Annotated in this window: 12 protein-coding genes and 1 other annotated feature; of the genes, 5 read left to right on the top strand and 7 right to left on the bottom strand. The window is 62.0% G+C overall.

Translation table 11 applies throughout. From position 1 onward, the window contains the following. Positions 1–87 precede the first annotated feature (87 nt). The 7 genes from AOA14_RS07260 to AOA14_RS07230 form a co-directional block, all read right to left on the bottom strand. Positions 88–1,584, bottom strand: a complete 1,497-nt coding sequence (locus tag AOA14_RS07260) for a SulP family inorganic anion transporter (RefSeq protein ID WP_062901298.1) — start codon at positions 1,582–1,584, stop codon at positions 88–90. A 60-nt stretch (positions 1,585–1,644) separates the two neighbouring features. Beyond that, positions 1,645–1,700: a sequence feature (sul1 is cis-regulatory element that is thought to sense ions involved in sulfur or methionine metabolism; They are found in Alphaproteobacteria), on the bottom strand. A gap of 127 nt (positions 1,701–1,827) precedes the next feature. After that, on the bottom strand, positions 1,828–2,322 hold the full coding sequence (locus AOA14_RS07255) for a helix-turn-helix transcriptional regulator (RefSeq protein WP_186401409.1): 495 nt from the start codon (positions 2,320–2,322) through the stop codon (positions 1,828–1,830). 9 nt (positions 2,323–2,331) lie between these two features. Further along, positions 2,332–2,991: a cytochrome b/b6 domain-containing protein gene (locus AOA14_RS07250; protein ID WP_062901296.1), complete on the bottom strand. Its 660-nt coding sequence runs from the start codon at positions 2,989–2,991 to the stop codon at positions 2,332–2,334. A 141-nt stretch (positions 2,992–3,132) separates the two neighbouring features. Continuing rightward, on the bottom strand, positions 3,133–3,888 hold the full coding sequence (gene arsH, locus AOA14_RS07245; RefSeq protein WP_062901295.1) for an arsenical resistance protein ArsH: 756 nt from the start codon (positions 3,886–3,888) through the stop codon (positions 3,133–3,135). 8 nt (positions 3,889–3,896) lie between these two features. Then, on the bottom strand, positions 3,897–4,955 hold the full coding sequence (arsB, locus tag AOA14_RS07240) for an ACR3 family arsenite efflux transporter (RefSeq protein WP_062901294.1): 1,059 nt from the start codon (positions 4,953–4,955) through the stop codon (positions 3,897–3,899). Positions 4,956–4,958: 3 nt separating this feature from the next. After that, entirely contained in the window at positions 4,959–5,387 is a 429-nt protein-coding gene (arsC, locus tag AOA14_RS07235) for an arsenate reductase (glutaredoxin) (protein ID WP_062901293.1), read from the bottom strand. A 13-nt stretch (positions 5,388–5,400) separates the two neighbouring features. Next, positions 5,401–5,730, bottom strand: a complete 330-nt coding sequence (locus AOA14_RS07230) for an ArsR/SmtB family transcription factor (protein WP_062901292.1) — start codon at positions 5,728–5,730, stop codon at positions 5,401–5,403. 354 nt (positions 5,731–6,084) lie between these two features. Between AOA14_RS07230 and AOA14_RS07225 the strand changes: the two genes are divergently transcribed. From AOA14_RS07225 to AOA14_RS07205, 5 genes are all read left to right on the top strand, one after another. Next, positions 6,085–7,167, top strand: a complete 1,083-nt coding sequence (locus AOA14_RS07225; RefSeq protein ID WP_062901291.1) for a helix-turn-helix transcriptional regulator — start codon at positions 6,085–6,087, stop codon at positions 7,165–7,167. Positions 7,168–7,625: 458 nt separating this feature from the next. Then, positions 7,626–8,243, top strand: coding sequence for a TetR/AcrR family transcriptional regulator (locus AOA14_RS07220; RefSeq protein ID WP_062903053.1), 618 nt, complete (start codon positions 7,626–7,628; stop codon positions 8,241–8,243). A 119-nt stretch (positions 8,244–8,362) separates the two neighbouring features. After that, positions 8,363–10,645, top strand: coding sequence for a TonB-dependent receptor (locus tag AOA14_RS07215; protein ID WP_062901290.1), 2,283 nt, complete (start codon positions 8,363–8,365; stop codon positions 10,643–10,645). Between the two features lie 15 nt (positions 10,646–10,660). Continuing rightward, positions 10,661–11,548 (top strand): MBL fold metallo-hydrolase, encoded by an 888-nt coding sequence (locus AOA14_RS07210; protein WP_062901289.1) that lies wholly within the window; start codon positions 10,661–10,663, stop codon positions 11,546–11,548. Between the two features lie 19 nt (positions 11,549–11,567). Further along, complete coding sequence (locus tag AOA14_RS07205; RefSeq protein WP_062901288.1) at positions 11,568–12,800, top strand: cytochrome P450; 1,233 nt, start codon at positions 11,568–11,570, stop codon at positions 12,798–12,800. Positions 12,801–12,802: the final 2 nt, after the last annotated feature.

Below are 12,802 nucleotides of genomic sequence, written 5' to 3'. Positions count from 1 at the left end.
TAGACAATGGTTTCGGCATCGCGACAGTGTATGTCCGCTTCAATAAGGACCCGTCGTGGAAGCCGCTCTTCCACGACAGACCGCTCTTCAATGAGGCACGGCACCGAGTTCGAACCCCGTTTTATCGTGCAATGCAAACCTGTCGACGATGTCGGCGCTGGCGCGATTGTAACCGACGACCTCCACCGTGCGGCCTTCGCGGCGCAGGCGCGCGATGATCTTGTCGAGCGCGCCGACACCCGAGATGTCCCAGAAATGTGCAGCCGACACGTCGATGAGGATGTCGGGTGCGGCCTCATCAGTCTGGAAGCTCCGTGTGAAGCGGTCGACCGAGGCGAAGAAAATCTGCCCAGTCACGAAATAGGTAGTGCGGCTCGCGTCATCACTGGTCTCGCGCCGCACCTCGAACATCCGCTGCACTTTTGCGGCAAAGAATATCCCCGACAGCAGCACACCCGCGAGCACGCCAAGCGATAGGTCGTGGGTCGCCACGACCACAACCACCGTGGTCACCATCACGATCGACGAGGTCGGTGGATGGCGGCGCAGGTTCGCGATCGAGTTCCAGCTGAAGGTGCCGATCGACACCATGATCATCACCGCGACCAGCGCGGGCATCGGCATGCGGCCGACATAGGGGCCGAGCAAGGCGAGCAACATCAGGAGCGTGGCGCCGGCGGTGAAGGTCGAAAGACGGGTCCGCCCGCCCGAGGTCACGTTGATGACGGACTGACCAATCATTGCGCAGCCGCCCATCCCGCCGACGAAGGCGGCGGCGATGTTGGCAGTGCCTTGTCCGGCGCATTCGCGGCGCTTGTCGCTATCACTGTGCGTCATGTCGTCGACGATCTGCGCCGTCAGCAGCGATTCGAGCAGGCCGACTGCGGCCATTGTCAGCGAATAGGGCAGGATGATCCGTAGCGTTTCCAAAGTCAGCGGTACATCGGGCAGGACGATGTTCGGAAGACCTTCCGGAAGCTTGCCCATGTCGCCGACCGTGTTCACCGGCAGGCCGAACCCAATGCTGATTGCCGACAGGATCAGGATGGCGACAAGCGGCGAGGGAACGGCCTTCGTCAGCAGTGGGAGCAGGTAGATGATGGCAAGCCCGCCCGCGACCATCGCATAAGCCTGCCACGTCACATCGATAAGCTGCGGCAGCTGTGCCATGAAGATGAGGATGGCGAGCGCGTTGACGAACCCGGTGATCACCGAGCGCGATACGAACTGCATGACGAGGTCGAGCCGCAGCAATCCGGCGATAATCTGGATGAGCCCCATCAGGATCGTCGCTGCGAAGAGATATTCGACGCCATGTTCGCGGACGAGCGGAATGACGAGGACGGCCACCGCGGCGGTCGCCGCCGAAATCATCCCTGGCCGCCCTCCGGTAAAGGAGATGACGATCGCGATCGCGATCGATGCATAAAGGCCGACGCGCGGATCGACCCCGGCGATGATCGAAAAGCCGATCGCCTCGGGGATCAGTGCGAGTGCGACGACAATGCCGGCAAGGATGTCGGCACGTGCGGTCGCGGCGCCGGCGAACCATTGCTGGCGGTAAGCGGTAAATCCGTTGAACATGAAAAGCTCACATCAAGACACATGGCGCCCGGGCGGACGCGATCATATTTGCATGTGCGATGTTGTCCGGCGGATCGGCGGCCGGAATAGCCACCCGGAGTTGCACCGGGTCCTTGCGAATGGCGGCCCTCTATCCTGATGCCGTGCTCGTTTGCAAGCGATCGCTTTGTTCGCTTTCGTGCCTGGCATCATAAAAGCCGACCCTCTCCAGCCGGCCAGTCCCTGCCGGGTGCTGGACCGGCGCTAATTGGGGGCTTCGACCAGATCTTCGACCATCGTGGACATCAGGCCGACCTGCGAATGGACACCGGCCTTTGCATAGATGCTCGCAAGCTGCGCCCGGATCGTCCCCGACGCCGCGCCGCGGAGGCATGCGATCTCTGCGGCATCGAAGCCCTTCAGTGCGAAGAGCGCGACATCGGCCTCGGCACCGGTCAACTGCCAGTCGAGGAACCGCTGCCGGACGAGATCTGACATCGCGCCGCGCGCGGTTGCGACCGCAGCTTCGTCAAGCCTTGCGCGAACAACCAGCCAGCGCAGCTGCAGCGTGCCGAAGACCACGCCAGCGAGCAGGGCGGCGGTTGCGCAGGATTCAACGAACAGGTGCATGCTCCATCCATCCGCGGCGATGTCGCCTGCGACGTCGGCGACGAAGAAGATCGTCGCGAGCGTCTGCAGCGCCACAAGGAAGGTGATGGCGACTGCCCGGCGTTCCAGCGCTCTTCGTCTTTCCCGCATGGTCACGGTCTACGCGCGTCCGGGCAACATGGCCAACAGGATTTCCCGGCCGCTGCGGCGCGTCTCGAAGACTGTTCCGGCGATATGCAGGGCAATCAGAATATAGAGCAGGTTGACGCTGGTCTCATGCACTTCTTCCCACATGCTTTCGCTACCCTCCGCGCCTTTCACCTCGTCTTCGTCCTCATCGTCGTCCTGTTCGGCGACCAAATGGCGGCTGACCTCGCCCGCCTGATCCGCAGAGCCGGGGAGCGCGCCCGAAGGTGGGCCTGCCATCGCTATTCCGCTGGCGATGATGAGGCCGAGCACGCACCAGATGGCGTAGACCATCAACGCGCCAAGCGGATTGTGCGAGCGATGGGTCTCCTTTCGGCCGACCCTTATATCGCGCAGATGCCCCAGCGCCCGGCGCAAGCTCGGCGGGAAAGCCGAAAAGCGAGCTTCGGCCGGACCTATCAAACCCCACAGCAGGCGCAGCGCGAAGACCGCGGCCAGCGCATAGCCCACCCAGATGTGCGCCCCCGATCCTTCTTCGGTAACCAGCGCATTGGCGATGATTGCGGTGACAATCGACCAATGGGTGATTTTCACGACGGGATCCCAGCTGCGACGCGAGCGAGCGGGGGCTGGGGAAAATTCTTCGGGTTCGAATTGTTGCGCGTGTGGCATGCTCTTTTCCTTCGTTGCTCGAAGGATCCGATCATGGCTGACGCCGCCGGGCCATCGGTCAGATGCTTATGCTCGCGGATTTAAGCATCTGCTTACGCCAGGAGCACCGTTGCGCAAGTTGCCGGGCGCGCTTTGCGAACATTATGTGCCCGGAATTCCCGCGAGCTCTGCTGGCGTGACGACGGGTTCGTTCCGGTCCTTCCGCTCCGAGTAGCGGTCGACGAGCTGGTCGGCATGGCCGCGCGTGAGCACGGTGAAGCGCACTAGCTCCTCGGCGACATCGACAATCCGGTCATAATAGCTCGATGGCAGCATCCGGCCCGCCTTATCAAACTCCTGATAGGCCTTCGCGACGCTCGACTGGTTGGGAATGGTGATCATCCGCATCCAGCGGCCAAGGATGCGCAGCGTGTTGACGCTGTTGAACGATTGCGATCCCGCCGAGACCTGCATTACCGCGAGCGTGCGGCCCTGCGTCGGGCGGAGTCCCTTATAAGCGAGCGGCAGGTGATCGATCTGCGCCTTCATGATCCCGGTGATCTGACCGTGGCGTTCGGGGCTGCACCAGACCTGGCCTTCGGACCAGAGCGAATGCTGGCGAAGCTCCTCGACCGCCGGATGATCATCATCTGCGATCTGGTCAGGAAGCGGAAGGTCGGAGGGATCGAAGATCCGCGTTTCGCAGCCGAACAGCTGGAGCAGCCGCGCGCTCTCTTCGACGACGAGACGGGAGTAGGAGCGTTCCCGCAAGCTGCCGTAGAGCAGCAAAATGCGCGGCGCGGGATCGAGCGGGCCGAGACCGAGCGCCGGTTGTGCGCGCAGATATTGGGGCCTGAGCGCCGGAAAGTGGTCGGGGTCGACGAGTGCGCGCAGGCGCGCGAAGTTTTGGTCTGACATGAGCTAGTCTACCGTGGGGTGGTTGCGGGGAACCAGCGGCGGCCGAGGCGAAACGCCACACCGACGAGGAGGATGAGGACGGGGACCTCGACGAGCGGGCCGATAACTGCTGCGAAGGCGACGGGCGAGGCGAGGCCGAAGGCAGCAACCGAGACGGCAATCGCGAGTTCGAAATTATTGCCTGCGGCGGTGAAGGCGACCGCGGTCGTGCGCGGGTAATCGGCGTCGATGAGTTTACCCATCCAGAAGCTGATCAGGAACTGGATGACGAAGTAAATCGTAAGCGGGATCGCGATGCGAACAACGTCGGCGGGAATGCTGACGATCTCGCCGCCCTTGAGGCTGAACATCGCGACGATGGTGAATAGCAGCGCGGCGAGCGTGATCGGAGCGATCCGCGGCAGGAAGCGTGTCTCGTACCAATCGTTGCCCTTTGCCTTCGCAAGGATATGGCGCGTCAGATATCCGGCGAAAAAGGGAATGCCGAGATAGATGAGAACCGCTTTAGCGATCGTCCAGAAGCTCACGTCGATGACGCTGCCTTCAAGCCCGAACAGCGGCGGCAGGATGGTGAGGAAGAACCAGGCATAGACGCTGAAGAAGAGAATCTGGAAGATCGAGTTGAAGGCGACGAGCGCCGCGACATATTGATTGTCGCCTTTCGCGAGCTGGTTCCAGACGATGACCATCGCGATGCAGCGCGCAAGCCCGATCAGGATCAGGCCGGTCATATATTCGGGTCGGTCCGCAAGAAAGAGAATGGCGAGCCCGAACATCAGCGCAGGGCCGATGATCCAGTTCTGGACGAGCGAGATCGCAAGCACGCGTCGGTCGTCGAACACGCGCGGAAGCTCGCTATAGCGCACGCGGGCGAGCGGCGGATACATCATCAGGATCAGGCCGAGCGCGATCGGGATGTTGGTCGTGCCGATCGACAGCGCCTCGATCGCGCTTGGGAGGCCCTCGAAGATGGTTCCGAGAAGCACCCCCAAGGCCATCGCCAGGAATATCCAGAGCGTCAGATAGCGGTCGAGGAACGACAGGCGTTCGCCTTTGATCTGCGGCATCGATCAGTCGCCGATGCGGTTGCCGGCGTCGTCGACCACCTGCTCGCCGTCCTCCTTGGCGAAGGCGCCAAGCTGCCTCGCCGGAAGGATGTCGAGTACGGCTTCGGAAGGGCGGCAGAGCCTCACACCGAGGGGTGATACGACGAGCGGACGGTTGATCAGAATGGGATGCGCCATCATCGCGTCGATGAGTTCCGCATCGCTGAGCGCGGGATCGTCGAGGCCGAGCTGGACGTAAGGCGTGCCTTTCTGCCGCAGGAGGTCTCGCGGTGCTATCCCAGCGCGGGCGATCAACTGTTCGAGCAGCCTACGCGTGGGCGGCGACTGCAGATATTCGACGATATGCGGTTCGATCCCCGCGTTGCGGATGAGGCCAAGCGTGTTGCGTGAGGTGCCGCAATCGGGATTGTGATAGATGATAATGTCGGCCACGGCTCAATCCCGATCAGCAGCAGGCGAGTTCGGCGAGCAGCGGTTCACAGAGTTCGGCGCGCCCCTCACAGCAATCTTTGGCGAGGAAAAGCATCAGGCCGCGAAGGGCATCAATCTCGGCGCGCTGGATGATGTTGCGTCCGCGCTTCTCTGACTGCACGAGTCCAGCCTTGGCGAGCACAGCGAGATGCGTCGAGAAGGTGCTCTGCGTCAGTCCAGAATGTTTGACGAGCTGTCCTGTCGAGAGACCTTCGGGCTCGTATCGCACAAGCAGACGGAAGGCATTGAGCCGGGTCGGATGCGCGAGCGCGGCGAGCGCCAGCAGGGCTGCGTCAGTAGTCATTCATCGAAATTACCCGATGGATTTCCATCTGGCAATAACAATCGCAAATTCCCGATGCGTTAATATCACTTTCGTTTCGGTGCCCGAAGCAGATGAGGTGGATGGCTCCCGCTCACGGCATCTATGTGCCAAGATGAGTTTACCCTAACGCGCGGATGGCAACTCTCAGGCCGTCAGATATCCGGCGCTACGTGTGGCTTCAGGCACATGCCCGACAATCTTTGCTTGGGAGAGCCGGCCGCCGTGTAAAGCCTCAACCGGGTTGGACAGATGCGTTTTACGGGCTGCGCTCCTTACACTTGCCATTTGGACCAAGGTGACGACAATGCCTCCATCTGCCCGCGGGGATCAAGAATGCAAGACGGACTTGTCGATCGGATTTACGAATGCTCGGTGGTCCCGGAGGCATGGCCGGCGGTTCTCGACGAGGTGGCAGCGCTCGCGGGTTCGGCGGGTGGGCTTCTCTTCTCGGCGCGCAAGGCCCTGAACTGGACCGCTTCCGAGCGCGTAGCCGACGTCTTTGCGGCCTATGTGGAGGAAGGATGGTTCGGCAAATGCAGCCGGCGCGTTTGCCTGATGGGCCGCGAGGAACCCTCCTTTTTCGTCGAGCATGATTTCTGGAGCGATGCGGAAATCGATGCCGATCCGGTGTATCGCGATTTTTTCCGTCCGCGCGGGCTGGGATGGTCGGCGGGAACCGGGGTCCAGGTGCCGACCGGCGACAATATCGTGTTCAGCGTCGAGCGCGCCTTTTCTGAAGGCCCGGTGGCGGCCGAAAGCGTGGCACGGCTCAATCTGCTGCGCCCGCATCTGGCGCGCAGCGCGCTCGTGAGCGCGCGTATGCAGCACAAGCGCGCGCAGGGCGCCGCCGAGGCGCTGACCGCGATGCACCTGCCTGCCTTTCTCCTGCGCGCAGGCGGTGAAGTTGTCGAGATGAGCCCGCTTGGCACCGATGTGTCACCGCTTGTGATATTGGGTGCCCACGGCCGCCTGCGACTGGCGGACAGGCAGGCAGATGCGCTCCTCGACGACGCCCTGGCATCGCTGACCTCGGCACCCGCCATCAGCGCGCGATCGTTTCCGGTACGTGACGCGGCGGGAATGCCCCGGCAGGTCGCGCATCTGATCCCGGTTCAGCGCGGTGCGCACGATGTTTTTGGGGATTCCTATGCCTTGCTGATGATGGTGCCGGTCGCTTCGGATCGCGTGCCTTCGGCAACGCTGATGAAGTCGCTTTTTGACCTGACGCCGTCGGAAGCGCGCGTTGCCAGTGGTATCGCACGCGGCGAAACGCCAGAGGCAATCGCGGCATCGGGCTGTGTCGCCATCAGCACAGTGCGCAGCCAAATTCGCAGTGTGCTCGAGAAAACGGGCACGTCACGGCAGTCCGACCTTGCCGGGCTGCTGGCGCGGCTCGGTGCAACCGCTCCGAACTAGTCGAAAAACTCCGTCCCATCCTCCATCTGGAGGATGAACCGCATGCAGGCTTGGGCTCTATTCGCAATCGCTGACGGCGATCTGCGACCCACAGTCGTCAGCGGGCGGTGCGCTTGACCCATCGGGCCAGGCGCACCGCCGCCAGAACCCGCCCGATCGGCAAAAGGTCAAGGCAACGGGTGCAAGGCTTGATCGGCTGACCGCATCATTCGCAGCCTGACTGGTCGCGGCGGCAACGCTTTTCGCGACTGCCCCCATGGTAACCCCGGCGGCGTTTTCGCCGCAGTTCCGCAAAAATACCGACATCCTGTAAAAACTACTAGCAGGTAGATAATTTTTGCGGCATAGTTATCCCAACGGCTCGCCATCGACAGAATGGCACCGCGGAGGGAGATTTTGGTGTCACTATCCGACTGCCTTGGGTCGATGCTATGACGGTGGCCGTGTCCAGTGATTCCATGATCAATCCGCGCGCCCCCGGTGCCTCGCTCAAATCCGAGTTCGTTGCCTTCAAGGTCAACCGCATCGTCGAGGCTGCGAGCCATCTTTTTTACGAGCGCGGCTACAGCAGCTGCACCCTCGACAATGTCGCCAACCAGCTCAGCGTCACCAAGCCCTTTCTCTATTCCTATTTCCGGAACAAGGAAGCGATCCTTGCGGCTATCTGCGAGGTCGGCATCAGCGAGGCCCTCGCGGTGCTCGAGGATGTGCTGGCGCATCAGCATGAGAGCCACCGTGCAAAGCTTGCCGAAGTCGTGCGTAAGGTCGGGCGGATTGTCATCGACCGGCAGGAATATGTCGTCGTCTATCAGCGAGAGATGAAGCATCTCTCCGCTGATGATTACAAGCGCATCCTCCGGCTGCGGCACAGCTTCGATCACCAGATCGGCACGATGATTCGCGAAGGCGTCGCAAGCGGCGAATTCCGCGCCGACATTGATCCGTTCATCGCGGTCTGGATTGGCGGCCTCATCAGCTGGATCCCGACATGGTATTCGCCGACCGGCCAACGCACCGCTGACGAGGTCATCGAATATCTGGTCGAGGCCGCGCTGCGGCTGGCAGGCGCGGAATAGCAAAGGGAATCTGACACAGGCGGAAAACGGAGCGGGTTTCGATACCCGATTGGCCCAAACAGATAATCAAATACTGACGGGTAGATAATTATAAGCCCGGTATATCAGGGAGAGGCGATATGAATTTCAAGGTCAAGCTACTGCTGTCGGCGGCTGCCACGGCTTCGATTGCCGTCGCAGCGCCAGCGTTTGCCCAAGAGACCGCGCGCGATAGCGGCACCGAGGCCGGCGAGGATGGTGCCATCATCGTAACGGCAACCAAGTCCGGCAAGTCGCTGGAAGATACAGGGGGCTCGATTTCGGTTCTCGGTGCTGGCGATGTCGGCGCGGGCGGCATCGAAGACGCCGGCGATCTCGCCTCGGCGGTGCCCAATGTCTCGGTCGGCGATCAATTCGGCGTCAACCGCACCTTCATTCGCGGCATCGGCCTCACCAGTATCGACCTTGGCGCCGACGGCGCCGTGGCCTTCCTGCAGAATGGCGCGATGATCAGCCGCCCGGCGGCGCAGCTCAGCGGCTTCTACGACGTTCAGCAGATCGAAGTGCTGCGCGGACCGCAGGGCACGACATATGGCCGCGGCGCGACCGGCGGCGTCATCAATATCGTCACCGCGCGGCCGACCTCCCAATTCGGCGGCTATGCCCGTGCCTCTTACGGCAATTATGACGCGCGGACGCTCGAAGGCGCGCTGGGGGGGCCGATCACCGGCGAAAATCTGATGTTTCGCGTCGCGGGCAAATATGAAAAGCGCGACGGCTACGGCACCAACTTGTTCACCGGCAATCCTGTCGATGACCGCGATGCCTATGCCATTCGCGGATCGCTGCTCGCAAAATTCTCCTCGAACCTTGACCTGCTGATTGTCGCCGATCACTTCAAGGAGGACGACAACAATTATGCCTTCCACTATTTCGGTCCGACCGTGGTTCCCGAGGCGGGGCTGGCGTCGTCGCTTCTCGGCGGCAAAACGATCTTCGACTATTATGCGGCGCGCGGCGAAAAGCCCAACCTGCGCAACATCTACTCCGACGAAGACGCGGTCAACAAGCGCGACGGATCGAGCGTTCAGGGCATTTTGACGTGGGATTCGGGCGATCTCTCGGTGGTTTCCACCACCGCCTACCGCAAGTTCAAGCGTTTCAATCGCGACGATCTCGACGTCAGCGATATCAATGCCTTCGGTCAGAACAACTATACCGAGGACAGCAAGTCGTTCAGCCAGGAGGTTAATTTCACCTACAAGACCGGCGGCTTGTCGCTCTTGGGCGGCGCAACCTATTTCGACGAACGTCTGTTCGGCGAGGTTCGCGTGCCGACCGTCAACCTAGCATCCTATTTCAACATCGTTCTGGGCACCAGTTTGCCTGCCGACCAGTTCGACAACGGCAATTATCTCCAGCGCGGCACCGTCAAGACCAAGGCGGCGGGCGCCTATCTCGAAGCATCATACGAGCTGCTGCCCGACCTGACGCTGACGGCCGGCGCACGCTATAATTGGGAAAAGCGCAGCGGGGTGGGGCGTTTCACCTTCGAGGCGCAGGGCCTCGATATCCCGACCGACAAGAGCGGCAGCTGGGATGCGATCACGCCCAAGTTCGCGATCGAATATCGCACCCCGGGCGGCACGCTCTTTTACGGTAAGGTCACGCGCGGCTTCAAATCGGGTGTCGTCAACATCGGCAGCATCAACTCGGTCATCGACCCCGAATATGTCTGGAGCTACGAGGCGGGCTTCCGCGGGGAAACCGCCGACCGCAAATTCGGCTTCGCCGGTGCCGTCTTCTATTATGATTACAGCAATCTGCAGGTCGGTTTCGTCAACGCCAACAGCATCGTCGAGACGATCAACGCCGCGTCGGCGCGCAACTACGGGGTCGAGCTCGAAGCCAATTTCCGTCCCGGAGAGAACACCACGATCCGGGTCTACGGCACCTATCTCAACGCGAAATACAAGGAATTCTGCAACGGCTATTATGGGGCGGGCAGTCCCGGCAGGCCGCAGTATCCGGCCTGTCCGACCGACCCGGCCCTCGTCGATCTGTCGGGCAACCGCTTGTCGAACGCGCCCAAATTTACGGTCGCGGCCTTTGCCGACCAGCGTTTCCAGCTCGGCAGCGCCGGCTTCCTCGACCTTTCCGCCGACGTCAATCTGCAGGACGAGGTCTTCTTCACCGAATTCAACAACCGCGACGCGCGGCAGCAGGCGTTCGCGCTGGTCAATGCGAGCATTACCTACCGGTCGCCCGACGAACGCTGGTCGCTCGCGCTGTGGGGCAAGAATCTGACCGACAAATATGCGCTCGCCAACACGATCATCTCCGCGCCGCTCTACAGCTTTGTGTCGGTGGGATCGCTGCGACCGCCGCGGACCTACGGCGTGACGCTCGGGGTCGATTTCTGATTGGAGTATTGCGGCATGGAGGCAGCGTTCAATATCGGCCGCTACCGTGTCTTCCGTCTCGAGGAGTGGCAGGGCGGCTTCAGTCCGCCCGAGGCACTCTTCGCGGAATATGAGGACGCTGCCTTCGCCGCCCAGGTGGCGGGTTTCGAGCCCGCCTTTTTTCGTGACGGGATGATCTACGGCTATCTGCAAAGCTGGCTTATCGATACCGGAACCGAGCGGATCATTGTCGATACCGGCGCGGGCAACGGCAAGGATCGTCCCGGCATTCCGATCTTCGGCAATCTCGCGACGCCATTTCTTGCGGAGTTGGAGGCGGCAGGGTTCGCAGCAGGCGATATCGACAAGGTCTTCTGCACGCATCTTCACATCGACCATGTGGGGTGGAACACCGAATGGCGCGAGGACAGCTGGCTGCCGACCTTCCCCAACGCGCGCTACTATTTCCCGCGCGCGGACGAAGCGGCCTGGAATCCCGAAAAGCCACTTTACGCGACCCTCGCCGGTGCGGGGGTCAACGCTAATGTCTTCGAGGACAGCGTCCTGCCGATCATCGACGCGGGCCTCGCCGAACTGATCGACGATGGCGCCGAGATCGCCCCCGGGATGCGCGCCCGGACCTTTCCGGGGCACACGCCCGGTCACATGGTCCTCGAAGTCGAGGATCAAGGTCAGGTTGCACTCTTCACCGGCGACATATTGCATCACCCGATGCAGGTGCTGCGCCCCGATTGGAACAGCGTCTATTGCGAGGACAGGGTGCAGGCGGCCGCGAGCCGGCGGCATCTGCTCGAGCGCGCGAGCGCCAGGGGAGCGCGCATCGTCCCCGCGCATTTCGGGGCCCCTCATTCGTTGTTCGTGGCGCGCGCCGATGACGGGACATATCGGCCGCGTTTTGCATAGCATTGACCGAGGCGCTGCGATGACCGAGCTTGCCTTGCCGCCCTTTTCGCCCGGCGATGCGTCGCTGAAGGCCGATCCTTACGACGCTTTTGCCCGGCTTCGCGAGCAGGATCCGATTCACCGGTCCGCGCATGGCTATTGGGTGGTCAGCCGTTACGACGATATACGCTCGGTCCTGATGAACCGCGAGGCGTTCGGGCAGGGCGATTTTGTCGAGAATATTCGCCTTTTCTATGGCCCGGATTTCGATGTGATGGGACAGCGAGGCTATAAATGGCTGTCCGAGGTGTTTCTGATGCAGGACCCGCCGCATCACACGCGCGTGCGCGGACTGGTGACGGGGGCGCTGACCGCACGGCGGGTTCGCGCCATGGAGCCGCGGATTCGTGAAATCACCGATCGCTTGATCGACGATTTCGCCGCCGACCGGGAAGGCGATCTGATCGCGCGCTTCGCTTATGAACTTCCGGTCCGCGTCATGTGCGACATGCTCGGCATTGATCCCGAAGATGCCCGTCTCAAGACGGTAATCGATGCCATTGCGCAAAGCTTCATCGTCTTTGAAGCGCGCGCGCTCACCGACGCGGAACTGGCAACCGCGAATAGGCAGATCGCCGTGCTGCAGCAATTTTTCGAGACGCTGTTCGACGAGCGAAAGGCGGCGCCCAGGGACGATCTCGCCACCGCGCTAGTCCAGGCCGGAGGTGCCGAGGATGCGCTTTCGCACGATGAACTGGTCACCGTCGCCATCGGCCTGTTCGGGGCTGGCTTTGAGACGACCGCGCACATGATCGGCAACGGCCTGCTCTGCTTCAGCCGCTTTCCCGATCAATGGCGGCGTCTTGTCGGCGAACCGGAAACCCTTGCTGCAGGCGTGGTCGATGAAGTGCTGCGCTACGAAAGCTCGCTCATTGCAACCTATCGCACCGCACTGCGAGCAACCGAAATCCGCGGACAGTCGATCGCGCAGGGCGAGAAGGTTCTCACCCTCATCGGCGCCGGAAACCGTGATCCGCGGCTGTTCGACGATCCCGACCGCTTCGATATCGGTCGCGGCAATGCGGCTCGGCACCTCAGCTTTGGCGGCGGCATTCATTTTTGCGTCGGCGCCGAACTGGCCCGGCTCGAAGGCCGGATCGCCTTCGAAAGGCTGGCGACGCGCCTGCCGGGGCTGACCGTCGACATCGACGCGCCGGCATGGCGCGAGGGATTTCTGTTCCGTGGCATGAGCGCGCTTCGCGCGCAGTGGTGACG

This window comes from Sphingopyxis terrae subsp. terrae NBRC 15098, from assembly GCF_001610975.1.
Taxonomy (GTDB): Bacteria; Pseudomonadota; Alphaproteobacteria; order Sphingomonadales; family Sphingomonadaceae; genus Sphingopyxis; species Sphingopyxis terrae_A.
The sequence above is the reverse complement of the archived record's forward strand: the minus strand, read 5'-3'. Positions and strand labels throughout refer to the sequence as shown.